Raw genomic sequence first — 23219 nt, forward strand, 5'->3', positions numbered from 1 at the left:
GCGTCAGTTCCAGATGCCGGTGATGTCGGACGCCGACGCGGCGTTGCCCGCGTGCGTGGACAGGCCGGCCAGGTCCTCGAGTGTGCGCAGCACGTTGTAGTGGTTGTAGGTGGTGGCGGTGGAACTGCCGGCCGTGACGTGCTCGCCGTAGAAGACGGTGGGGATGCGGTTGCCGGACAGCTTGTTGTCCTCGTCGAAGGTGACGGCGAGGATGCTGTTGTGGGTCTTGGCCCACGTCGCGTAGGCGCCCAGGTTGTTCTTGATCCAGGTGTCGCCCGTGGAGACCGAGCAGTCGTGCATGTCGCTGCACAGGTTCGGGACGACGAAGGAGACCTTGGGCAGGGTCGTGTAGTCGGTCGGGAACTGCGCCATGGTCATCGCGGTGTTGGTCGGCACGTTGGAGAAGCCGAACCACGGGTTGTGCTTCTGCGCGTAGTTGCCGCTGCTGCAGGTGGTCGAACCCTGGCTGGGCAGCGACTCGTTGTAGCTCTTCCATGTCTTGCCCGCGGCGATCAGCTCGGAGCCGAGGTTGGGTGCGGACATGGACCCGACGCTGACGCAACTGTCGTCGGTGCGGCCCTGGTTGGAGCCCGAGAAGAGCATGTAGTAGTTCGGCTCACTGGGGTGGGTGAGGCCGTAGGACTGGGTGAGGTTGGCGCCACCCGCCTTGAGGGTGTTGTTGATGTACGGGGCGCTGGAGCTGCCGATGACCTGGGTGTAGGCGTGGTTCTCCATCACCACGACCACCACGTGGTCGGGGGCCGGGAGAGCGGCGGCCTGGGCGGTGGTGGACGTGACGGTCCACAGGCCGATCGAGGCGGCGGTGAGGGCGACGGCTCCGGCGAGTGCGGAGAGGCAACGTCGGTTGCGCTGGGGAGCCTTGACGGCGGCCATGACTGTCCTCCGGACAGAAGCGACGGACGTTCGAGGGGGCGGCGCCGCAACACTAGGGGCAACGGGCCGTCGCCGGGTGAAGGCCAGACGAACCGTGGACTCCGACGGGCAAAGATCCCCCCAGGCACAGGTCACGCACAGGAAAAGTCCATGGGCGGCGCCGCGATCCGCCCTTCCAGGAGGGTGAGGCCGAGGTGGCCGGTGGAGAAGCCGACGGCTTCCCGCAGGCCGCCGACGAGGTGGCCGGTGGAGAAGCCGACGGCTTCCCGCAGGCCGCCGACGAGGTGGCGGACATTCGCGAACCGGCCGGTCGTCGTCACTGGTTGACCGCTTGTGGCGTGGGGACGAGCACAGGCATCAGGTAGCGGATGCGGGTGTCGATCTCTGCTGCCGTGCGGACGAACGCGGAGCGGCCGACGGGGCCCGGTCCGTTGGCTGCGGTCGGGTCGGGGATGCTCCAGTGGACCAGCCGTGGCCGGTCGTCGCCGACGTCGGGGCAGACCTCGCGGACCTTGTCGCACAGGCTGATCACGTAGTCGAACCGGCGGCCGGGCAGCGTGTCCAGGTGTCGTGGGCGCTGCCCCGAGATGTCGACGCCGTACTGCTCACGCAGGACGCGTACGGCGTCGACATGGACACCGGGTTTGGGGTGGCTGCCGGCGCTGGTCACCTCGACCTGGCCTCTGGTGCGGTGACGCAGCAGTGCCTCCGCGATCGGTGAGCGGGCGCTGTTGCCGGTGCAGGCGAAGAGGACGGCGGGTCGGCCGGCCGTGCGCGTCGGGAAGGGCGGTGCCAGTGGCGGGGTGGGGGCGAAGCCCAACGCCGGGTGCAGGGCGCCACCCGCGTCGGCGAGCGCATGGGCGCATCGCTCCAGGTCCAGGTGGTAGTAGCTGTCGCGGGCGTCGTAACTGCTGCGGTGTGCGGTGACCAGCCCCGCGCCGCGCAGCAGCCGCAGATGGTAGGAGACCAGGTTCTGCGGCCGGCCGACCCGTTGCACCAGGTCGCGGACCCGGTAGTCGCTCGCGGCGAGTTCGGCCAGCAGCCTCCACCGCAGCGGGTGGGCGGCCAGCCGCACGAACGCCGGCGCGGCAGCACCAGAGTGCCTCATGGATCCAAAAATACATCAAAGCATGTTGATGTACCTTGCTGCCCGGGAGTCCCGACCCTCCACGCCGGAAGACGGAGGCACGTCATGAACCAGCCCACCGAGCCCGCGTCACCGCAGCTGCAGCGGCGACTCGGCGTCGCGGACGCCGTACTCGTCGGACTGGGCTCGATGATCGGCGCGGGCATCTTCGCGGCGCTTGCCCCGGCCGCCCGCGCGGCCGGTTCCGGGCTGCTGGTCGCTCTGGCGGTGGCCGCGGTGGTGGCGTACTGCAACGCCACGTCCTCCGCCCGGCTGGCCGCCCGCTACCCGGCCTCCGGCGGCACGTACGTCTACGGCCGCGAGCGCCTGGGCGACGTCTGGGGCTACCTGGCGGGCTGGGCCTTCGTGGTCGGCAAGACCGCCTCGTGTGCGGCGATGGCGCTGACCGTCGGCTCGTACGTGTGGCCCGATCACGCCCACGCGGTGGCGGTCGCCGCGGTGGTGGCGCTCACCGCCGTGAACTACGCCGGGATCCAGAAGTCCGCATGGCTGACCCGGGCCGTCGTCGCCGTCGTGCTGGCGGTGCTGGCGGCGGTCGTGGTCGCCTGCCTCACCTCGTCTGCGGCGGACGCGGGCCGGCTGGACGTAGGCTCCGACGTCACTGTCACCGGCGTACTGCAGGCCGCGGGCCTGCTGTTCTTCGCCTTCGCCGGGTACGCCCGCATCGCCACGCTCGGCGAGGAGGTCCGCGATCCCGCGCGCACCATCCCCCGCGCCGTCCCGCTCGCTCTCGGCATCACACTGGTCGTCTACGCGGTCGTGGCGGTCGCCGTCCTGACGGTGCTCGGCCCCCGCGGGCTGGGCGAGGCGGCCGCGCCGCTCTCGGACGCGGTGCGGACGGCCGGGACGGACCGGCTGGCGCCCGTCGTCCGGGGCGGGGCGGCCGTCGCCGCGCTCGGCTCCCTGCTCGCCCTGATCCTGGGTGTCTCCCGCACCACTCTGGCGATGGCCCGCGACCGGCACCTGCCCCATGTCCTGGCCGCGGTTCATCCCCGCTTCCAGGTGCCGCACCGCGCCGAACTGGTGGTGGGCGCCGTCGTCGTGACGCTGGCCGCCACCACCGACGTACGCGGCGCGATCGGCTTCTCCTCCTTCGGCGTCCTCGTGTACTACGCCGTCGCCAACGCCTCCGCCTGGACGCTCACACCGGACGAGAACCGCCCTCCCCGCATCGTCCCCGCGGCCGGCCTGGCGGGCTGTCTGCTGCTGGCCTTCACCCTGCCCGCCGCGTCCGTCGCGTGGGGCAGCACGGTCCTCGCCGCAGGCATCGCCGCCTACGGAACACGCCGGGCCGTCACCGCCCGTCGGGCGTCCTGAACCGCTGCCCAGGTGCTGCACCAGCCCCTGCCCAGGGGCTGAACCGGATCGGGCAGCGTCCACTCGGGGCAGGTCGGCGCCCGCACGTCGAGGCCGGGCGCGGCGGCGACCGCGGCGCGGAAGGCGGTCGACCGTTCGTCGACAGCTCCCCGGGCCGACCGATGCCGCCCCATCCGGGTGCGGCTTGCTTGACCAGCCGGGTCGTCGCCCGCAGAGTCGAAAATGCGGCACCGCAGCACCGCCACACTCTGCCGACCGGCCGCCCAGCCAGGGGCGCCGGGCGGCCCTGACATCCGGGAGCGGTTGAACCGATGGTCCTCGACCTGGTGGTGATCGGGACGGCCGTCACCCTTGGGCCGCTGCACAACAGCGCCTTCATCCTGCTGCTCTCCTCGCGGCGTGGCGTCCGTCAGGGGCTCGCGTTCCTGTTGTCGTGGCTGGCCAACCTGGTCGCGGTGATCGCCTGTGTGCTGCTGCTGACCGGCGGCAAGCCCCCGGCCCGGCACAGCGCGCCCTCGACCGCCGTGCTCGCTGCGAAGGTCGCCCTCGGCCTGGCACTGGTGGTCTACGGCGCACACCGGCACCGCCGACCACCCCGCCCGCACGGCCCGCCACGCTGGACCGCCCGGATCGACAACGCGTCGCCGGCCACGGCAGCCGGCCTGGCATGGCTGCTGCAGCCCTGGGCACTGGTCGGCGCCGGCGCCGCGACGGCCGTCGACGCGAATCTCTCCACCCTCGCCGACTGGCTCGCGCTCACCGCCTACTGCCTGCTCGCCACACTCAGCCTCATCGCCATGGAGATGTACGCGCTCTGGGCTCCCGCGGTCGCGAACGCCCGGTTGAACGCCCTGCGGAGCTGGCTCGCGCAACACCAGGAGCAGCTGGTCGTCACACTCGCCCTGCTGACGGGCCTGTGGCTGACGGCCAGGAGCATCGCCGAACTGGTCGCCTGACAGGGGCAGGTGATGCGCCCCGCCGACGACCCCTACGCTGATGGCACGAGGTCCGTGAAACTTCACCTGGTTCCCGTGAGAGCGCTGAAGAAACCAGGTGAATCGGCTGCGTGTTCTTCGATTCACCGGGCACGAGGACCAACGGAGGTTGATAACTATGGTTCCCCTGCTTCTCGTTCTTCTGCTGGCTCTGGTCCTCTTCGGTGCGGGTTTCGCCCTGAAGGCACTGTGGTGGATCGCCGTCATCGTGCTGGCGGTCTGGCTGCTCGGCTTCGTCATGCGCAGCGCCGACACCGGCGGCCGCAAGGGCCGCTGGTATCGCTGGTAGTCCACCGCACCACCGTCGACCTGTGGGCTCCGGGAACACCCGGGGCCCACAGGCATGCCCGCACCGCTGACGGTCTGCGCGCTCCGACGTCACGGGGGCTGCCCGCCGCCGACAACCCGCTCGGTCTCGACACCCCGACCGTGCCGGCCGTCGGCCCGCTGCTGCGTGAACTGATCATCGCCTACACCCACGCGCCCGACGACGACAGCCCCGAACGGACCCGGTTGCGCGCGGTGCTGCTCGACCAGGTACGGGCCTCCCCGCAGGCGCCCCTGCATCTGCCCACACCTGCCGCACCCCTGCTGCGCGCGCTGTGCGACATCCTGCCGGCGACCCGGCCGACCCCCGCACTCTCGCCGAGCCGGGCAGCCAGGTCGGCGCGAGCGACCGCACGCTGTCCCGGCTCTTCCGCGGCGACCCCGGCATGACGTTCCCCCAGTGGCGCACCCAGTTGCGGCTTCAGCACGCGCTGGTCCTGCTCGCCGGGAAGGAACCGGTGACCGCGGTGGCGCACCGGTGCGGCTGGTCCTCGGCCAGCGCCTTCATCGACGTCTTCCGTCGCACCTTCGACCACACACCGGGCTCCCGTCCGCCGGGCCGACCGTCACTGCCGCGCAACAGGCCGGCGTCGTCAGGCCGCCGGCCGAGGAGCACGGGCCGCCTTCGTCAGTCCCGCACCTGGTGGTGCGGATCGCGGATGGCGTCGATGACGCGGGTCCAGTTGTCACCGCCGTGGCCGTCCTCGATCGCTCGCCGGTAGTGAGCCTGGACCGCCAGGGGAAGCGCGAGGTCGAGGCCGAGCGCCCTGCTGGTCTCGACGATGTGGTCCGATGTCGCGCCCATCATGGTGACCGTGCTCAGGTCACCGGGATGCTCCCCGGCGTCCAGCGCGGCTCCGGGCGCCGCTTCGCCGGCCCTGAGAACGGCGCCGATCGTGTCGGTGAACGACAACAGCTCCGGCAGTGCTTCCGCGGCCTTCGTTCCTGCGGTGCCCAGCATGGCGGTGGCGTGCATCAACGCGGACAACGTGGTGAGGAACACCGCGAGTTGGGCTTGGTACATCATCTGGGCGAGTCCCGGGTCCGCACCCAGGTACCTCGCCGCGCCGAGCGGGGCCAACGCCGCCCTGTGACGCTCCATCACTTCGCCGGACCCGCTGTAGAAGACCGTGGCCGCGGCGGTGCCGACCATCGGTGCGGGGACCATGACACCGCCGGTGAGGAAGTCGGCGTGGTGACCCGCAGCCCAGGTCGCCGCCTTGCGGGTGCGGTCCGGTGTGTCCGAGCTCAGGTTGACGAGTGTCCTGCCGGCGAGTGACGCGGCGGCGTCGTCGAGGATGTCGTACATCGCCCGGTAGTCGGTGAGACTGAGGATCACGAGGTCACTCGCTTCGAGCGCCTCGCCGGGTGTCGTGGCGGGTCTCGCGCCGTCGGCGACGACGCCGTCGGCCCGGCCGGGAGTGCGGTTCCAGACGGTGACCGGGTGGCCGGCGGCGAGGAGGGCGCGGGTCATGGCCTGGCCCATCGGGCCCAGTCCGATCACGGTGACAGCGCTGTTCTGCCTGGTGGGGTGGTGCTGTTGTGCGTTCACCCCTCCATGCTCGGACAGCAGTACTAGGGTCGGAAGTACCCACTATTTTCTGCGGTACTTACCTTTTCGTAAGGGTGATCAGCGATGGCCAGAACGCCGAGATCCGGGCCCTATGTCTGCGGTATCGACGCCGCGCTCGATGTGGTCAGCGGCAAGTGGAAGGGACTGATCCTGTGGGAACTCGACACCCATGGCGTACGGCGTTTCTCCGAACTCCGCCGCGCTCTGCACGGAGTGAGCGAGAAGATGCTGACGCAGCACCTGCGGGAGATGGAGCATGACGGACTCGTGCATCGAGAGGTCTACGCCGAGGTCCCACCGAGGGTGGAGTACTCCCTGACCGAACACGGCCACACCCTCAACACAGCGCTCGAGCCGCTCGGCGCCTGGGGCGGTGAGCGGTTACGTCGTGGGGGCTTCGAGGTGCTCGACGCAGTCGGGCCCCCGGGCGGCTGAGGACGCCGGACCGGGACGCCGGTCCGGACGAGCGAGCGGGCAGGCGGACGGTACGTGTCCTGGACGGCCTGATGTCCGCACAGCAGACCTTGCGGGGCGCGCCGGTCATGTGGCGTGCCCCGCAAGGACGTTGTTCACGGCAAGGGGTCAGGCGGTCACCGGGCGCGGCCGGGTGCGCGTTTCGCAGTGGGGGGCGGTGTGCGCCGACATCTCGGTCAGACCCGGGTGGTAGACGTGCAGGCTCACCGCCGGCGTCAGCGCGTCGTTGACGACCTGGTGGACGTACCCGGGCGCGAAGACCCGCTGGGCGCCCGGCTCCAGCACATGCTTTCTTCTCCGCGTCCGCTCGGTGAGCGTGCCCTCCAGGATCGTCAGAACTCCGGACGAACGGCCGTGGTCGTGCAGCTCGCTGCCCTGCCCCGCAACCCAGGACAGCAGCCACACCTCGTAGCCGGGGCCGGTGCACAGCCGGTGGTACCAGCGCGTCGTGGCGTCGTACCGGACGAGGTGCTCCCACTGCGGGCGGTCGGCGGCGACGGAGCGGGCCAGGCCCGCGAACTCGGCGACGGTGGCCGGGTGTTCACGTGGGCGCTGCAGGAGATGCGGGACTTCCAGGATGTCGCCGGCGATCTGGAGGTCGCTGTCGCTCACGTACAGACCACCCGGCTTCCGGAGAGCCGGCGCACGGGGGATCCGGCAGTTGCCGCGGACTCCGGCGCCGGGGTCTCGGCGGTGCTGCCCGGCCGGCCGGCGACGGCGGGAGTGCGAGCGGTGGGCGGACCGTCCCGCCAGGTCACGAGGTGGGCGCAGCACCGGGGCAACGGCACGCCGGGGGTCTGTGATGCGTTCATCGCTGATCCTTACTTCGGGGAGTGCGACCGCTTCACGGGGTGCGGTCGAGAGCGGGCCGGGGCGTGCGGCACGACGACAGGTCCTGGAGCAGCGCCTCGTACCACAGGTCCGCGCCGTCGGGTCCGGTCAGGAAGTGCGCGGCCCGCAGGCTTCGCCACGAGAGGCGGTCGGTCTCGTCACGCCAGGCGAGCGCCGAGGACGCCGGGATCACGGCGTCCTCGGTGCCGTGGTAGAGGAAGACCGGGCAGCGCAGACGGTCGTGGGTCTCGGGTCTGCGGTAGCTCTCGCTCGCGTGGAGTTCCGCCCGGATGGTGGGGAGGAACAGTTCGAGAAGTTCCTCCTCGTCCGTCAGGTCCGCGCTGAGCCCGCCGATGCCGGCAAGCTCGGAGAGCAGTTCCGTGTCGCCCAGCGAGCGCCAGTCGATCGGCGGCAGGGGGGTGGACGGCGCCCGCTGGCTCGCCGCGAACACGGCCTCCACCCGCTTCCCGGACGCCTCCAGTCGCGCGGCCATGTCGTACGCCACGAGCGCCCCGTAGCTGATCCCGACGAACGCCAGTCGCTCCGCGCGCGTGATCTCCGCGGACAGCGTGCGCATCGCGTACGCGCTCACGGAGGCGACGTCCGGGAGGGGCTCGTCGAAGAGGCGTCCCTCCCGGCCCGGCAGGTCGGGCAGGACCACCTCGACATCGTCCGGCAGGTCTTCCCGCCAGCTCCGGTAACGTCCCAGCCCACCGCCGGCGTGCGGGAAGCACACCAGGGTCAGGGTCCGCAGGCCGGACATGTGCACACCTCCTGTCGATCGGTGGTTCTCAGCGGCGTGAGGCGACGACCGCGGCCGGGCCTATCCAGGTCAGCAGTTCGTCCAGCGCCTCGTAGAGGGCCTCGATCTCGGAGACCTCGTTGTAGAGGTACGCGGAGACGCGGAGGATCTCTCCGCCGGCCAGGTCGGTGACCAGCGGCTGTGAGCACATGTGGCCGCTGCGCACCATGAAGCCGTAGGAGTCGCTCAGCATGCGGGCGACGTCGCCGGTGGGGACGCCCTGCTCGAGGCGCAGGCTCACGAGCGCGATCCGGTCGGTCAGGTCCGGCGGCCCGATCAGACGCACGCCGGGGCGGGTGAGCGCCCCGCCGACCAGGGCCGCGGCGAGTTCGCGTTCGCGGCGCCGCAGCGCCGGTGCGTCCAGGGACTCCAGGTAGCGGATCGCCGCGCCGGACCCGATGGCGGAGGCGATGGCGGGTGTGCCCGCTTCGAACTTGAAGGGGGTGCGCCGGTCCACGCTGCCGTCCAGATCGACCCAGTCGACCATGCCCCCGCCGACGGACAGGGGGCGCAGCCCGGCGAGGAGCCGGCTGCGACCGAAGAGGACGCCGACCCCGGTGGGGCCGAGCATCTTGTGCATCGAGAAGGCCAGGAAGTCGACGTCCAGGTCGCGCACGTTGATGCGCTCGTGGGGCAGTGACTGCGCGGCGTCGAGGACGATGACCGCGTCGGTGGCCGAACGGATCTCGGCGATCAGCTCCGCCACCGGGTGGACGACGCCGGTGACGTTGGAGCAGTGGGTGAGCGCGACCACCTTCGGCCGGCCGCGCAGCAGTTCGCGGAAGTGGTCGCGGTCGAGCCTGCCGCAGGCGTCGACCCGGGTCAGCGCGAGGCGGCCGGCCCGCCGCCACGGCAGCGTCTGCGAGTGGTGCGCGTCCATGCACCCCACGACGTAGGCGTCCGGTTCCAGGCCCAGTCCGTGGGCGACCAGGTTCAGGGCCTCGGTCGTGTTCCGGGTCAGTACCACCTCGTTGGCCGCGGCGCCGAGGTGAGCGGCGATCGCCACCCGGGAGGCCTCGTACGCGTCGGAGGCCTCCTCGGACAGCCGGTGCTTGCCGCGGTGGATGTTCGCGCCGTTGGTCTCGTAGTACTCGGTGATCGCCTCGATGACGGGCCGCGGCTTCAGGGTCGTGGCCGCGTTGTCCAGGTAGGAGATCGTCTGACCGTCGATCTTCCGCCGCAGGGCCGGAAAGTCGTCCCGGAGGTTGTCTCGAAGGGTCATCGCGCACCTTCCGCGGAGATCTGTGAGACGCAGGGCTGGAACTTGCCGCTGCGTTCGCCGGCGATGTAGTCGACGGCCTCGACCCGCACCGGATTCGGCGCCAGGGCTTCGGTCAGTCGGTCGGTGAGCGCGGCGATGCCGTCGGTCCGCGCGTCGGTCTCGGGGATGTACCGGAAGGTGCACGCTCCGGTGCGGTCCTGCTCCAGCTTGTAGACCTCGATGCCGGGTGCGTCGCCGACCACGGCGTCGACGGCGCCCGGCGAGACGACACGGCCGTCCGACAGCTGGATCATGTGGGTGGCACGGCCCTCGATCCGCACGAGGGGCAGTTCGCTGCCGCAGCCGCAGGCGCCGCCCACGGGGGTGAAGTGGTCCCCTGTGGCGTACCGGATGCGGGGGACGAGCGCGTCGTCCTTGGTGGTGACGTACAGCTCGCCCGTCTCGCCGTCCGCGACGGGCTCGCCGTCGCGGACGAACTCCACGTGGAAGTCCTGGTCGTTGATGTGCCGCATCCCGTCGTGGCACTCGAACCCGAGGTAGCCGAGCTCGGACATGCCGATCATGTCGCCGATCGCCAGGTCCGGCCCCATGAACTCCTCGATCTGGCGTCGCGCCACCCGGGTCATGAGGGTGTATCCGCTCACCAGGTGCAGCCGGCGCGGCGAGGTGATCCGGCGGCCGAGCCGGCGCGCCCACCTCGTCAGGAACGCGAAGTGCGTCGAGTCCACCACCAGGAGATCGGGTTCGTAGAGCTCGATCTCGTCGAGGGCCTTGACGATCTGCCACTCCGGTGTGGCCAGGAGGTCGTGGGCCACGGTCAGCACCAGGGTGCCGTCCGCGAGCGTGCGGTCCTCCATGGTCGAGAAGCCCGTGGCGCATTCCACGTCCGAGCAGTTCGGCGGGGCGAAGCGGCAGATCCTGGGACGGCTGCCGGGACGCCACAGCTCGTCGAAGCGGCGGTTCACGCCGAGTGCGGTCGCCTGCCGCCTGGCCAGGTCGTAGGCGAGGATGGCGCTGTTCAGCCGCTCGCCGGAGGTTCCGGAGCTCTGGAAGCGCATGACGTGCGGCGAGTTGAGGGTGTAGCCCTTGGCCAGCACCCCGGCGGGGAAGTTCCGCCGGTAGTGGGACTTGGAGGTGGGCGGCAGCCGATGGAAGTCCGCCAGGCCCCGGATGTCCTCCGGCCGCAGACCGCTGGCTTCCATGTGCTTGCGGAAGAAGACGGTGTTGTCGAACGCGTAGGCGATCTCTTCGCGTACGGCTTCGAAGGTCGTCGAGTCGCTCATGCCATGGCCACCAGGACGGTACGGGACCCGGTGTAGGGGTTCCTGCCGTGCGAGAACTGCTCGTTGTCGACGATCATGATGTCGCCGGCCTGCCAGGGCAGGGCGATCTCCTCCGCCGCGTAGGCGGCGCGGATCTGCGCCAGATCCTCCGGGTCGAGGGGCGTGCCGTCACCGTGGAGCGCGTTGCGGGGCAGTTCGTCCTCGGCGAAGCTCTCGCGCAGCTCGCGCTCGACGTGCTCGGGAAGCGAACTGACGTGGAACAGGTTCGCCTGGTTGAACCAGACCCGCTCCCCCGTCGCCCTCGCCTCGACGGTGGCCTGCACCACGTGCCGGGTGCGCAGCCGCTCGCCGCCCAGCCACTCCGCCTGGATGCCGTGCTGTGCGCAGTAGGCGTCGACCTGGGCGCGGTCCTCGGTCTGGAAGGCCTCCTGCCAGCTCAGGTCCATTCCATGGCCGAAGTTGCGCACGTACATCACGCCGTGCCGCTCGAAGCGCTCACGCGTGGCCTGTGGCAGCCGGGCGTGGACGCGGGCGCTGTCCGCGATGGGCGTCTCGCCGCCCGTGGCCGCCGGGACGACGCAGGTGAGGAACAGGGTGGCCGGCCACGAGTCCGTGTACGACATCTCGTTGTGCTGCGGGATGGTCTGGTCGGCCGGGTACTCCGTGGACGTGAAGACGTTGCCGTCGACCCGTCGGCGCGGCGTGGAGCGGTTGTCGTAGTCGCGCAGCTCGCCGTCGAGCCCGGTGGCGAGTTCGGCGAGGCCCGCGGCGTCCAGCGGTGCGAAGCCGCGCAGCAGGACGGCGCCGTGCTCGTCGCGCAGCCGGGCGAGGGCGTTCCCCGAGCCCGCGAGCCACTCTCGTGCGTCGAGGCCGGTGAGGGTGGGTGTGCAGGACACCGCGCGCGATCCGTCGATCAGCGGGGCGACGCGGACCAGCGTCTCGCTGGTGACCGCGACGGACCTCCGGGCCCTGCCGAAGCGCCCGTTCGTGCCGGTGTCGGTCGTCTGGGTCAACATGCGTCTGCCGCTTTCTTCTCGAGGAGCTGGTCGATGAACTCGGCGAGCTCCGACACGACGGGGAACTCGAAGAGGTTGCGCAGCTTGAAACTCACCTTGAAGTCGTCCCGCAGCCGGGCGACCAGCTGGGTCGCGAGCAGCGAGTGCCCGCCCACCTCGAAGAAGTCGTCGTCGGCGCCGACCTGACGCAGCAGCAGGAGCTGCGCGACGATGTCGGCGACCCGGCGCTCGGTCTCGGTCCGGGGTGCGACGTAGGTGGTGGATCCCTGGGTGTAGAAGCCCGGTTCGGGAAGCATCGAGGCGTCGATCTTCCCGGTGCTGGTGAGCGGGAAGGCGTCCAGGGCCACCAGGTGGGCGGGCAGCATGAAGTCCGGGAGGCGTTCGGCCAGGAACTCGCGGAGCCACTCCGCGCCGCCCCGGCCGCCCTCGGCGTCGATGAGGTAGCCCACGAGGTGGGCGCCCGTGCTCTCACCGGCCTCCACGACCAGGCTGCCGGTCACCCGGGGGTGCTGGCGCATGACCGCTTCGATCTCGCCCAGCTCCACGCGGAAGCCGCGCAGCTTGATCTGCCGGTCGACCCGGCCGAGGAACTCGACGGTGTGGTCGGGCAGGAGGCGTGCCTTGTCACCGGTGCGGTACATCCGCCCCGACGGGTCCGGGCTGAACGGGTCGGCGACGAACCGGGCGCTCTGGTCCTCGGTCGGGGACAGATAGCCGTGCGACACGGACGATCCGCCGATCCACAGCTCGCCCGGCACGCCGACCGGCAACGGCCGGCGCAGGGGGTCCAGGACGTAGGCGCGCGCGTGTCGCATCGGTGTGCCCAGCGGGACGCTGGATGCCAGGGCGGCCAGGTCGTGGGAGGCGGTGGCCTCTCCGCAGAGCACGCCGACGGTCGTCTCGGTCGGGCCGTAGTGGTTGTAGAGCCGGCAGTCGCCGAGGTAGTCCTTGAACAGGTTGTACCAGCCCCAGCCGAACGGCTCGCCGCCCGCGACCAGGGCCTGGTGCGGCATCAGCCGCTCCGGCGCCTCGGCCACGGTGAAGACGGCCTCCAGGTGCGAGGGGGTGATCTTGAGGAGGTCGTAGCTCTCGCGGGAGAGCAGTTCGGCGAGCGCCTGCGCGTCCGCGGAGACCTCCGGCGCGACGACCAGCAGCTCGCCCCCGGTGACGAGGGGCGGGAACAGCGCGGTGTTGCCGAGGTCGGTGCCCAGGGTGCTCAGGGCGACCGAGTCGACCGGGCCGGTCAGGCGCAGCCGGTCGAGCACGCCGTCGAGGTAGGCCGCGAGGTGCCCGTGTCCGACGAGGACGCCCTTCGGGGCGCCGGTGGAGCCCGAGGTGAAGATCACGTAGGCGGGATCGTCGTCGGTGGTCGCCACCTGCGGGCTGTCGCTCGCCCGGTGGGCGCAGACCGTGAGGTCCGCGTCCAGCAGGACGGTGTCGCAGTCCTGCGGAAGGGTCGCGGCCGTCTCCTCGGTCGCCACGGCGTGGCGCAGACCGACCGCCTCGATGACCGCGGACCGGCGCTTGGCGGGCAGGCTCGGGTCGACGGGCACGTACCCGGCCCCGGCCTTGGCGATCGCCAGCATGGCGACGACGGCCAGGTCTGAGCGTTCGAGGCACAGCCCGACCAGCTCGCCGGCGTGCACCCCGCGCCCGACCAGCTCGTTGGCCAGCCGGCTCGAGGCCTCGTCGAGCTGCCGGTACGTCCAGGAGCGCGTGGCCGTCCTGAGCGCGGGGGCGTCGGGGGCGAACCGCGCGGTCCGCTCGACCTGGCGGTGCCAGTGCTCCCCGGGGCGCTCCGGCTGCTGCGCCGGGTTCACGGCCGCGACGAGCTCCCGCGCGGCGTCCTCGTCCAGCATGGCCAGGTCGGGCACGGCGATCCCCGGATCGCCGCCCAGCGCCGACAGGGCGGCGCGCAGACAGGCGAGCAGCGCCTCGATGCCGCCGTCCGCCATGCCGAGGGCCTGGTGGCGCAGGGTGAGACGGATCTCCCCTTCCAGGACCTGCGCGCAGAGCGCGACCTTGCGCGTGTCGTCGGACGGTTCGATCCACAGGTCGCTGAAGGCCGGCTCCTGGGGCGAGTCGAACCCGGTGACGTCGTGGAAGGCGAACCCCGGTATGCCGGCGACGTGCTGGCCGGCCGGGTCCATGGAGCTCTCGTCCGCCTGCTCGAAGCCGTCCAGCTCCAGGTCCACCGAGCGCAGCAGATCGGTGAGCGTCGTCTCGTCGGAGACCGCGGCGAACACCGGCACGGGGGTCTCGAACAGGCCGATCGAGGTGAGGAGCTCCGGGAAGGGCCGTCGGGTGAGCCGGGCGTTGACCGCAAGGCGTTCCGGCCGTCCGGCGGCGTGCCACAGGGCGACGAACCAGGCGGTCAGCAGCACGCTGCGCAGACCGCCGTCGCAGTCGTCGCCGAGGCTTCGCAGCCGCTGTGCCAGGGGCGCGGGGACGGTCCACCGCAGGTCGGCGAGAGAGGCGTCGTCGGAGAGGAGTTCGAGCGGCAGGTTCAGCGGGGGCAGCTCCGCCAGCCGGGCCGCGCGGTCGGCCGCGAGCTCCTTCTGGCGCGGGCTCGCCGCCCCCTCGTCGACCTGCCACTGGGCGTAGTCGGCGTACTGGACGATGCCGTCGCGGCTCCACGGGGCGCCCTGCAGCCGCGCGGCGCAGGCCTGCCGGAGGTCCCGGAGGAACACCTCGGCCGAGAGGGCGTCCATGCTCATCCGCGGCGCCGAGACGACGAGCGACCGCTGTCCGCCGGTGTGGGTGAACAGGGTCAGGCGCAGAGGCTCCGCGTCCTCTTCGGTGGTCTGCGCACGCGCCTCCTCCTGTACGAGGGCGGTGAGTGCGGCGTCGTCGCCGGACCGCTCCGACACGAGGACCCGCGGACGGTCCTCGATCACCATCAGCGCGGTGCTGTTCTCGCCGAGCACCTTGCGGTAGACGGTGCGCAGGCTCTCGTGCGCCGCTGCCACGTCGTGCACCGCGTGTTCCAGCACCTCGCGGTCGAGCGACGTGCCGAGGCCCACCCGGGCCACCGTACGGCCGGCCCGTCCGCCCGCCACGAGCGCGAGGACGTGCTCCTGCTGCTTCGACAGACGGAAGCCTTCCCAGGCCTGCGACATCAGTTCTGCTCCGGCTCGATCCACAACTGCCCCTTCGTGAACGTGTTCCATGTGTTGACTGCGTCCGGACCGAGGTATTCGGCGGCGATCTGCCAGAAACCCGCGTATTCGGCCGGGAGGTTGAGATGGGAGTGGCTGACCTGCTGGGGCATGTGCGCCAGGACGTCGCCGAGTTTCATGCGGAGGAGGTCTTCGAATTCGTCCCGGTCCATCGGGATGTCCTCGCCGGTCCGCCGGTCCTTCAGGGCCGGCTCCCCCTTCGGGCGCATGATGTTGCGGAAGCTCTTGCCGAGCGACGCGTAGTTCATGACGGAGAAGGTGTGGATCAGCTCCTCCACCTGGGTTCCGACGACGGCTCGGACCTCGACACGTCTTTCCTCGGGAATGGACTCGACGTTGTCGTTGTGCAGGCCCTCCGTTCCGTACACGCCGTGGAACAGTCCCGCGAGGCAGACGTGCTCCCCCGCCTTCATGTCCTGGAGGATGGCGCAGGCCCGGAACATGTGGTCCAGGAGGGTCTCGTCCTGGTGCGCGATCTTGTGCAGGCCCAGCTGCACCAGTTCGCCTCGATATCGTTCTGCGTCAAGCATTCAGCATTCCTCGGTTGTCCTGCGGTCGCCGCTGCGACCGGATGTCGTTCCATGACCGCTTTTTCCGCGCCTCTTCCTTTCCTTCCCACAGGTTTTCCAGAGTGCGGTTGACGAGGCTGAGCCTCGCGTCCGGTTCGGTGGACAGGAGTTTCACCAGTCCGGTCAGACAGTGCGTCAGACGGCGGACGGTGGAATCGGAGAAGAGGCCGACGCGGTAGTCGATTCCGCCCTGCATTCCGCCGTCGGCGTCGGCCACGAGCGTGAGCTTGATGTCGTGCACCGACAGCAGGAACTCCGCGTCGATCTCCTCGACGCCGACGTCGGGGATGTCCCAGTCGGGCAGCGGGACGTCCTCCAGCAGGAACCAGGTGCGGTACACCGGCGCCGACTCGCCCGAGCGGCGTTCCGGCCGGACGGCCTGGACTACGTGGTCGAAGGGCACGTCCTGGTTCGCGTACGCCTCCAGCGCCTTCTCCCGGACCTCCCTGAGGACGTCCGTGAAGGTCGGGTCGCCGGTGAACCGCGTCCGGATGGCGAGGCTGTTGACCAGGAACCCGATCGTGTTCTCCAGCTGCGGGTGCGCGCGGTGGCCGGCGGGGACGCCCACGACGACGTCCTGCTGACGGCACCACCACTGGAGCAGCACCTTCCACGCGGCGAGGTATCCCATGAACGTGGTCGCGCGTTCGGCCGTGCAGACGTCTCTGAAGCCGGAGGCCACCGCGGCGTCGACCGCGAGCGGCGCACGGGCCCCTTCGATCACCTCGGAGTCGTCGATCGTCCCCTCGGTGGGGAGGGCCAGCACGGGCAGCGGAGCGGCCAGTTCGCGGCGCCAGAAGTCGATCTGCCGCCGGAACTCGCCCGATTCGGCCTGCTCGGCCTCCCACAGGGCCACGTCGGCGTACCCCACGCCGGGTTCGGGGAGGACGGACGCGTTGGCACCGCGGTACAGCGCGCTGATCTCACGGACCATGATCGAGGTCGACCAGGCGTCCCAGACGATGTGGTGCACGGACACGACCAGGACGTGCTCCCCCGGCCCGACCAGCAGCAGCCGCACCCGGAAGTGGGGTCCGCTCGCGAGGTCGAAGGGGGTGCGCGCCTCCTCGGCGATCACCCGCTCGGGGGCGAGCCTCAGCGGGTCGTCGCTCACGTCGATGACCTGGAAGTCCAGCGGTTTGCCGGTGCCCGGCACCTGGTGCGGGACGTCCCCGGCCGCCTCGAACGACAGCGACAGGACGTCGTGCCGGTCGACGAACGTCTCGAAGGCGCCGCGCAGGGCGGTGACGTCGAGGGGACCCGTGAGGCGGAACGGCTGGACCAGGTTGTACGTGGTGTTGCCCGGGACGAGCTGGTCGTGGAACCAGAGGCGGGCCTGGGCGGCCGTCAGCGGAACCGGGGCCCCGCCGTGGTCCGTGCGGGTGGGCCCGGACGCCGGGGCCGGGGTGCCGCCGCCGTCCGCGGAGTCGATCGCGGCCGCGATGCGCTCCAGCGTCGGGTTGTCGAAGATGACCCGGATGGGGATCTCGACGTCGAGGGCCTTGCGCAGCCGTACGACCGTGCGCATGGCGGTGAGCGAGTCGCCGCCGAGCTCGAAGAAGTGGTCCCGCCGGCCGACGCGTTCGACGTCGAGCATGCTCCCCCAGACCGCCGCGACGATCTTCTCGACCTCCGTGGCCGGCGCCTCGTACACCGTCGGCTCGTCCGGCTCGTCCGGCACCACGAGGGCCTTCCGGTCGACCTTGCCGTTGGCCGTGAGCGGCAGCTCGGAGATCCCGAGGACGGTCTCGGGCACCATGTAGCCGGGCAGTTTGGTGCCGAGGAACTCCCGTACGTCCGACGGGACCTGGTGGCCCTCCTCGGGGACGACGAAGGCGATCAGCCGCTTGGCCCCCTGGGGGCGGCCGTGGACGACGGCCACCGCGCCGCGCACGGCGGGATGCTGGAGCAGCGCCGTCTCGATCTCGCCCAGCTCGATCCGGTATCCCTGCAGCTTGACCTGGAAGTCCTCGCGGCCGAGGAACTCGATCTCGCCGCTCGGCAGGAACCGTCCCAGATCGCCCGTCCGGTACAGGCGTTCGCCGGTCACGGGGTGGCGCACGAAACTCGCGGCGGTCTTCGCCTCGTCGCGCAGATAGCCCTCCGCGAGGCCGGCGCCGCCGATGCAGAGCTGCCCCGGAACACCGGTCGGGCGCGGCCGGAACGCCTCGTCGAGGACGTGGAAGGCCTGGTTGCGCATCGGGCGGCCGTAGGGGATCGACGGCCAGTCGGCCGGCACCTCGCCCACGGGGTGGAGGATGGACCAGATGGATGCCTCCGTGGCGCCGCCGAGGCTCACGATCTGCGGCGTGCCGAGGACCCGCCGGATGCGTTCGGGCAGGGTGACGGGGAACCAGTCACCGCTGAGCATCACCAGCCGCAGCGCGTCGCTCTGCGCGCCGCCCACCGTCATGTGCTCGACCAGCAGCTCCATCAGCGCCGGTACGGAGTTCCACACGGTGACGCCGGCCCGTTCGGCCAGGTCGAGCCAGACCGCCGGGTCGCGGTGCGAGGCCGGGTCGGGGACGACGACCGCGCCGCCGACGGCCAGGGGACCGAAGATGTCGTAGACCGACAGGTCGAAGCTCAGGGACGACAGGGCGAGCGTCCGGTCGTCCTCCCCGACGCCGAAGCGGTCGTTGACGTCGACGACCGTGTTCAGGGCGCCGCGGTGACTGATCATCACGCCCTTGGGGACGCCGGTCGAGCCCGAGGTGAAGATGACGTAGGCGAGGTCGTCGGCGTCCGTGGCCGGCCGGGCGGCGTGCGTGGTGCCCGGGTCGCAGTCCAGCGTGTCCACGGCGAACACCGTGCCGTCCGGTCCCAGCGGCCCGGTCAGCCGCTCCGCGATCCACGACTGGGTCAACGCGGCCCGGACCCGGCCCTGTGCGAGCAGGAAGTGGATCCGTTCCTCGGGCAGCTCCGCGTCCACCGGCAGGTAGGCCGCGCCCGAGGCGAGGATGCCGAGCACCGCGGCGCTCTGTTCCCAGCCCTTCTCCATGACGACGGCGACCAGGTCGTTCGGCCGGACGTCCAGTGCGGTGAGCCGGGCGGCGATCACCCGTGCGCGGCCGGCGAGTTCGCCGTAGTCCAGTGTCCGGGTCCGGGTGATCACGGCCGGCCGGTCCGGCGCGCGCTCGGCCACGGCGAAGAACGGCTCGTGGAGCAGGCCCGACGGCAGGTGGCCCGCCGTCCGGTTGTAGTCCTCGCGCGCCGCCGCGTCCGCGGCCGGCAGCAGCGACGGCAGGGGCAGGTTCCACCGCGCCTCGTCGTCGGACAGCCACCGCAGCAGGTCCAGGGTGGCGCCGTGGATCGAGGCGACCAGCCCGTCGGGGAAGAGCTCGTCGACCGCGTCGATGTCCAGGGTCAGGGAGCCCTCCGACTCGAAGACCTGGGCGTCGATCCACACCTGGGGCGTCTGGGAGATGCTGAACACCTCACGGCCCAGGCCGATGTCCTGGCCGTGGTCGAGGAAGAGGCTGGTGAACACCGCAGGCATCACGGCGTCCGGCCGCACCTTCTTGATCTCGCGCAGGACCCTGACACCGCTGAACAGGCGGTGGTCGATGTCGGTGAGCAGCTGATCGCGCACCGCACGCGCCCGCTCGCCGAACGAGCCGGCGTCGGCCGCGTCGACCTCCAGCAGCGTCACCGAGGTGAAGTCGCCGACCACGGCGTCCACGCCCGGGTGCAGCGGAAGCCGGTTGGCCATGGGCAGGTTGAGCGTGAACCTGCGGTGCGTGGCCCAGGTCGCCATCGCCTCGCTGTAGGCCGCGATGGTGAGCGCGGTGGGGGTGATTCCGCGGCGGGCCGCGACCGCCTTGAGCCGGCTCCAGCGCTCCTCGTCCAGCGTTCCGCTCACCCGGCTGAAGCGGGGTGTGTCGATGGTGCGCGGCTCGCGGGCCAGCGGCAGCTCGGGGGCGGGGGCGAAGTCCGGCACCCGCTCGCACCAGTACGCCTGCGCACGGCGGTACAGGTCGCTCTCCTCGAGGCTCTGCTCGGCCAGGACGTAGTCCCGGAAGGAGAGCTGGATGCCGGGCAGGTCGAGGCCCGGGTCCCGGTACAGGTCGGCGAGTTCGCGGAGCAGGACGTTGGAGCTGCGGGCGTCGGTGATCAGGCCGTCGATGCTGTAGTGCAGGCGGGTGCGGTCACCGTCCAGGAGGGTGGCGCGCAGCTCGAACAGCGGCCAGTGCTCGGGGGCGAACACCTGGTGGGACATGGCGTCGCGGGTGGCCTCCAGCGCCTTGCGCGCCTCGTCGTCCGGTCGCCCGCGCACGTCCTGGGCGGCGACGACGTAGTCGGGCACGTCGGTGAGGATCCGCTGCTCGCCGGTGGGCAGCACGATCGCGCGGAGCATGCCGTGCCGCTGGATGAGCCGCCGGAACGCGTCCTGGAGCCGCGGCAGGTCGAGGCCGGTGACCTCGAACTCCTCGTAGCCGTGCATGCCGACGTTGCCGATGTCGAAGACTCCGGTGCGGCCGATCCAGTAGGCCTGCTGCACATCGGTCAGCGGGAAGGGCTCCGCGACGGCGGCCGGGTCGGGCACGGCGACCGGCAGCACTGCGGGGTCGGCGTCCCCGGACTCGTCGCGGGCGGCGGCCACCGCGCGCGCCAGGCCGCGGATCGTCGGCGACTCGATGAAGGTGCGCAGCGAGACGTCGACGCCGAAGAGGGCCCGTACCCGGGAGACGAGCTGGGTGGCGAGCAGCGAGTGCCCGCCCAGCTCGAAGAAGCCGTCCTCCGGGCCGATGGCCCGGGCGCCGAGGAGGTCGACGAACACGGCGGCGACCTCCCGTTCGGTCGGGTCCTGGTAGCCGGGTGCGGCGGATTCCGCCGTCTCCCCCGCCGCCGTCTGCCCCTCCGTCGAGTTCTCCGCCGCCGGGCTCTGCCCGGTCCGGCAGCCGCAGCCGCCCACGGCCCGGGAGTCGACGGGCGGCGGGTCGATCCAGCAGCGCTCGCGTTCGAACGGGTAGGACGGCAGCACCGTGCGGTGCGGCACGACCCCGCCGGCGAGTGCCTCCCAGTCGACGTCGACGCCTTCGCACCAGAGTTCGCCGACGGCCGGCAGCAGTTCCGGCTCGTCCGTGCCGGCCGCCGTGGGCAGGCACGCGACCGCGTCGGCGCCGGCGGCCCGGGCCAGCCGGGTCAGCACCTGGCCGGGGCCGACCTCCAGGAGCACCGCCCCGGTGTCGCGGACGGCGGTCAGGGCGTCGTCGAAGCGGACCGTGGCGCGGATCTGCCGGGCCCAGTACGCGGGGCTGGTGGCGTCCTCGTCGGTGATCCAGTCACCCGTCACGTCGGAGAGGAACGGGATGCGCGGGGGCGACAGCCGCACGCGGGCCGCCTCTTCCTCGAACGCGGCCGCCGCGCCGTCCATGAGGCGCGAGTGGAAGGCGTGGGAGGTGCGCAGCCGCTTGGAGACGACGCCGAGACCGGTGAGCCGCGCCTCGAAGGCCGCGATCGCGTCGGCCGGGCCGGAGACCACGCACTCGCGCGGTCCGTTGACCGCGGCCAGGTCCACGCCGTCGAGCAGCGCCGAGACCTCGGCCTCCGGCAGCGGCACGGCTGTCATCACGCCGACCGGCGCGGACTGCATGAGCCGACCGCGCACGGCGACCAGCCGCAGCGCGTCCTCCAGGGACATCACGTCGGCGACACAGGCCGCCACGAGTTCGCCGAGGCTGTGTCCGACCATGGCGACGGGGTGCACGCCCCAGGACTCCCAGAGCCGGGCGAGCGCGTACTCCATGACGAAGAGCGCGGGTTGCGCGACCGCGGTGCGGTGGACCGTCGGATCGTCACCGGAGACGGGACCGTCGAGACCGAGCACCGGCCGTACGTCCACGGCCCCCTCGGTGAGCGACATCAGGAGGGCAGCGGCCCGGTCGGCCTCCGCCCGGAACACCGGCTCCTGTTCGTAGGCCGCCCGGGCCATGCCCGCGCGCTGGGCGCCCTGTCCGGGGAAGCCGAAGACCACCTCGCGGCCCTGGCCCGGGCCGGCCGTGCCGGACCGCGCGGGGACGCCGGAGCCCAGCGCCTCGACCGCCTCGCCGATGCCGCCGGCGACGACGAATCCGCGGTGCGCGAGCCGGCGGCGGCCTCGCTGCAGGGTGTACGCGACCTCGTCGACGCGCTCGTCCGGGTGCGCCCGGAGGTGCCCGGCGAGCCGGTCGACGGCCGTCGCCAGCGCGGTGGGGGTCGCGGCGGAGACCGGCAGCACGTGCCGGGTACGGGGGCCGGTGACGGCGGGGGTCCGCGCGGGGGCCTCTTCGAGGACGACGTGGGCGTTGGTGCCGCCGATGCCGAACGAGCTGACGCCCGCGCGCAGACGCTCGCCCTCCCACGGCATGAGTGCCGTGTTGACGTGGAACGGGCTTTCGTCCAGGCCCAGTTGCGGGTTCGGTTCGGTGAAGTGCAGGGACGGCGGGAGCTGCCTGGCCCGGAGGGAGAGGACCACCTTGATGAGGCCGACCACACCGGCCGCCGTGTCCAGGTGCCCGACGTTCGTCTTCACCGAGCCGAGGGCGCAGCGGCCGGCGGGGCCCGTGCCGAAGACGCTCTTGAGGGCGGCCACCTCGACGGGGTCGCCGAGCGGGGTGCCGGTGCCGTGTGCCTCGATGTACGTGACCGTGGACGGGTCGACGTCGGCGACGGCGAGCGCCTCCGCGATGACGTCCGCCTGTCCCTCGACGCTGGGTGCGGTGAAGCCGACCTTGCGCGCGCCGTCGTTGTTGACGGCGGACCCGCGGATCACCGCGTGGATCACATCGCCGTCGGCGAGGGCGTCGTCGAGGCGCTTGAGCGCGACGACGGCGGCGCCGCTGCCGGCGACGGTGCCGTCCGCCGCGGCGTCGAACGCGCGGCAGTGGCCGTCGGACGACCTGATGCCGCCCTTCTCGTGGCGCTGACCCCGGCGCTGCGGGATCACGGTGGCGCCGCCGGCCAGCGCCACGTCGCACTCGCCGTTGTTCAGGGACTGGCACGCCATGTGCACGGCGACGAGGGACGTCGAGCACCCCGTCTGGACGCTGACGCTCGGCCCCCGCAGGTCCAGCTTGAAGGAGACGCGGGTCGGCACGAAGTCCTTGTCGTTGCCGAGGGCCGTCTGGAACTCGCCCACCCGTGCGACCAGGTCGCCGTTGGGCAGCAGGTTGCGGTGCAGGTAGGCGCTCTCGCCGACGCCCGCGTAGACGCCGGTGACCTTGTCCGTCGCGCCCGGTGCGCTCGCCGCGTGCTCCAGGGCCTCCCAGGCGCACTCCAGCAGCAGCCGGTGCTGCGGGTCGAGCATCTCGGCCTCGCGGCGGGAGAAGCCGAAGAAGGACGCGTCGAAGCCCTCCATGTCGCCGAGGACACCGAGCCGGCGCACGTAGTCCGGCCGGGCGGCCTCGTCCGGGGAGACGCCGGCGGCGAGGAGTTCCTCGTCGGTGAACGTGGTGAGCGACTCGATGCCGTCGCTCAGGTTCCGCCAGAAGGCGTCCAGGGTGTCCGCGCCGGGACATCGCAGGGCCATGCCCACGACGGCGACGGCTCCGGCGGGCGCGCCGTCGTCGTCCGGGATGTCGTTCGTCATTGCTCTCTCCAAGATGTCGG

The 23219-nt window shown here is 71.7% G+C and carries 16 protein-coding genes and 1 pseudogene; 5 read left to right on the forward strand and 12 right to left on the reverse strand.

The annotated features are described in order from the left end of the window. Positions 1-3 precede the first annotated feature (3 nt). From OHS82_RS03755 to OHS82_RS03765, 3 genes are all read right to left on the reverse strand, one after another. Entirely contained in the window at positions 4-894 is an 891-nt protein-coding gene (locus tag OHS82_RS03755) for an alkaline phosphatase family protein (RefSeq protein WP_328433262.1), read from the reverse strand. A 131-nt stretch (positions 895-1025) separates the two neighbouring features. Further along, positions 1026-1214, reverse strand: a complete 189-nt coding sequence (locus tag OHS82_RS03760; RefSeq protein WP_328433263.1) for a hypothetical protein — start codon at positions 1212-1214, stop codon at positions 1026-1028. Next, positions 1211-2002 (reverse strand): arsenate reductase/protein-tyrosine-phosphatase family protein, encoded by a 792-nt coding sequence (locus OHS82_RS03765; RefSeq protein ID WP_328433264.1) that lies wholly within the window; start codon positions 2000-2002, stop codon positions 1211-1213. The genes OHS82_RS03760 and OHS82_RS03765 overlap by 4 nt, the downstream gene beginning before the upstream one ends. Positions 2003-2086: 84 nt before the next feature. On the opposite strand from OHS82_RS03765, the gene OHS82_RS03770 reads away from it, so the two are divergent. The 4 genes and pseudogenes from OHS82_RS03770 to OHS82_RS03785 all read left to right on the forward strand — a co-directional run. Further along, the gene (locus tag OHS82_RS03770; RefSeq protein ID WP_328433265.1) at positions 2087-3358 is read left to right on the forward strand and encodes an APC family permease; all 1272 of its coding nucleotides are present in this window, start codon (positions 2087-2089) and stop codon (positions 3356-3358) included. 311 nt (positions 3359-3669) lie between these two features. Beyond that, positions 3670-4314 carry a GAP family protein gene (locus tag OHS82_RS03775; RefSeq protein ID WP_057581968.1) on the forward strand — a complete coding sequence of 215 codons (645 nt, stop codon included), beginning with the start codon at positions 3670-3672 and terminating at the stop codon, positions 4312-4314. Between the two features lie 157 nt (positions 4315-4471). Then, positions 4472-4642: a hypothetical protein gene (locus OHS82_RS03780; protein WP_057577173.1), complete on the forward strand. Its 171-nt coding sequence runs from the start codon at positions 4472-4474 to the stop codon at positions 4640-4642. Then, positions 4573-5240 (forward strand): annotated as a pseudogene (locus tag OHS82_RS03785) (helix-turn-helix transcriptional regulator); the annotation flags it as partial. The gene OHS82_RS03780 and the pseudogene OHS82_RS03785, both read left to right, overlap by 70 nt. 68 nt (positions 5241-5308) lie before the next feature. Here OHS82_RS03785 and OHS82_RS03790 read toward each other — a convergent pair. Continuing rightward, entirely contained in the window at positions 5309-6232 is a 924-nt protein-coding gene (locus tag OHS82_RS03790; RefSeq protein ID WP_328433266.1) for an NAD(P)-dependent oxidoreductase, read from the reverse strand. An 84-nt stretch (positions 6233-6316) separates the two neighbouring features. Between OHS82_RS03790 and OHS82_RS03795 the strand changes: the two genes are divergently transcribed. Next, entirely contained in the window at positions 6317-6688 is a 372-nt protein-coding gene (locus OHS82_RS03795; RefSeq protein ID WP_328433267.1) for a winged helix-turn-helix transcriptional regulator, read from the forward strand. 147 nt (positions 6689-6835) lie between these two features. Here the strand turns inward: OHS82_RS03795 and OHS82_RS03800 are convergent, their stop codons facing one another. The 8 genes from OHS82_RS03800 to OHS82_RS03835 form a co-directional block, all read right to left on the reverse strand. Beyond that, a complete protein-coding gene (locus OHS82_RS03800; protein ID WP_057581971.1) occupies positions 6836-7339 on the reverse strand; it encodes a cysteine dioxygenase in 504 nt (167 codons plus the stop codon). A gap of 232 nt (positions 7340-7571) precedes the next feature. Next, positions 7572-8321: a thioesterase II family protein gene (locus OHS82_RS03805; RefSeq protein ID WP_057581972.1), complete on the reverse strand. Its 750-nt coding sequence runs from the start codon at positions 8319-8321 to the stop codon at positions 7572-7574. A gap of 28 nt (positions 8322-8349) precedes the next feature. Further along, positions 8350-9582, reverse strand: coding sequence for an aminotransferase class V-fold PLP-dependent enzyme (locus OHS82_RS03810; protein ID WP_328433268.1), 1233 nt, complete (start codon positions 9580-9582; stop codon positions 8350-8352). Then, positions 9579-10865, reverse strand: coding sequence for a phenylacetate--CoA ligase family protein (locus OHS82_RS03815; RefSeq protein ID WP_057581974.1), 1287 nt, complete (start codon positions 10863-10865; stop codon positions 9579-9581). The genes OHS82_RS03810 and OHS82_RS03815 overlap by 4 nt, the downstream gene beginning before the upstream one ends. Further along, positions 10862-11881 (reverse strand): TauD/TfdA family dioxygenase, encoded by a 1020-nt coding sequence (locus OHS82_RS03820; protein ID WP_079041473.1) that lies wholly within the window; start codon positions 11879-11881, stop codon positions 10862-10864. Before OHS82_RS03820 ends, OHS82_RS03815 begins: the two co-directional genes overlap by 4 nt. Then, positions 11875-15000, reverse strand: coding sequence for a non-ribosomal peptide synthetase (locus OHS82_RS03825; RefSeq protein ID WP_328433269.1), 3126 nt, complete (start codon positions 14998-15000; stop codon positions 11875-11877). The genes OHS82_RS03820 and OHS82_RS03825 overlap by 7 nt, the downstream gene beginning before the upstream one ends. After that, positions 15000-15590, reverse strand: coding sequence for a DUF6817 domain-containing protein (locus OHS82_RS03830; protein ID WP_057581975.1), 591 nt, complete (start codon positions 15588-15590; stop codon positions 15000-15002). The genes OHS82_RS03825 and OHS82_RS03830 overlap by 1 nt, the downstream gene beginning before the upstream one ends. Continuing rightward, entirely contained in the window at positions 15583-23199 is a 7617-nt protein-coding gene (locus OHS82_RS03835) for a non-ribosomal peptide synthetase/type I polyketide synthase (protein ID WP_328433270.1), read from the reverse strand. Before OHS82_RS03835 ends, OHS82_RS03830 begins: the two co-directional genes overlap by 8 nt. Positions 23200-23219: the final 20 nt, after the last annotated feature.

The organism is Streptomyces sp. NBC_00425, assembly GCF_036030735.1.
In the GTDB taxonomy this organism is placed as follows: domain Bacteria; phylum Actinomycetota; class Actinomycetes; order Streptomycetales; family Streptomycetaceae; genus Streptomyces.

Excerpts from the sequence above, each read along its gene's own strand:
- OHS82_RS03755 (WP_328433262.1), bottom strand. The coding sequence starts at position 894 with ATGGCCGCCGTCAAGGCTCCCCAGCGCAACCGACGTTGCCTCTCCGCA.
- OHS82_RS03765 (WP_328433264.1), bottom strand. The coding sequence starts at position 2,002 with ATGAGGCACTCTGGTGCTGCCGCGCCGGCGTTCGTGCGGCTGGCCGCC.
- OHS82_RS03770 (WP_328433265.1), top strand. The coding sequence starts at position 2,087 with ATGAACCAGCCCACCGAGCCCGCGTCACCGCAGCTGCAGCGGCGACTC.
- OHS82_RS03775 (WP_057581968.1), top strand. The coding sequence starts at position 3,670 with ATGGTCCTCGACCTGGTGGTGATCGGGACGGCCGTCACCCTTGGGCCG.
- OHS82_RS03780 (WP_057577173.1), top strand. The coding sequence starts at position 4,472 with ATGGTTCCCCTGCTTCTCGTTCTTCTGCTGGCTCTGGTCCTCTTCGGT.
- OHS82_RS03795 (WP_328433267.1), top strand. The coding sequence starts at position 6,317 with ATGGCCAGAACGCCGAGATCCGGGCCCTATGTCTGCGGTATCGACGCC.
- OHS82_RS03805 (WP_057581972.1), bottom strand. The coding sequence starts at position 8,321 with ATGTCCGGCCTGCGGACCCTGACCCTGGTGTGCTTCCCGCACGCCGGC.
- OHS82_RS03810 (WP_328433268.1), bottom strand. The coding sequence starts at position 9,582 with ATGACCCTTCGAGACAACCTCCGGGACGACTTTCCGGCCCTGCGGCGG.
- OHS82_RS03815 (WP_057581974.1), bottom strand. The coding sequence starts at position 10,865 with ATGAGCGACTCGACGACCTTCGAAGCCGTACGCGAAGAGATCGCCTAC.
- OHS82_RS03820 (WP_079041473.1), bottom strand. The coding sequence starts at position 11,881 with ATGTTGACCCAGACGACCGACACCGGCACGAACGGGCGCTTCGGCAGG.
- OHS82_RS03825 (WP_328433269.1), bottom strand. The coding sequence starts at position 15,000 with ATGTCGCAGGCCTGGGAAGGCTTCCGTCTGTCGAAGCAGCAGGAGCAC.
- OHS82_RS03830 (WP_057581975.1), bottom strand. The coding sequence starts at position 15,590 with ATGCTTGACGCAGAACGATATCGAGGCGAACTGGTGCAGCTGGGCCTG.
- OHS82_RS03835 (WP_328433270.1), bottom strand. The coding sequence starts at position 23,199 with ATGACGAACGACATCCCGGACGACGACGGCGCGCCCGCCGGAGCCGTC.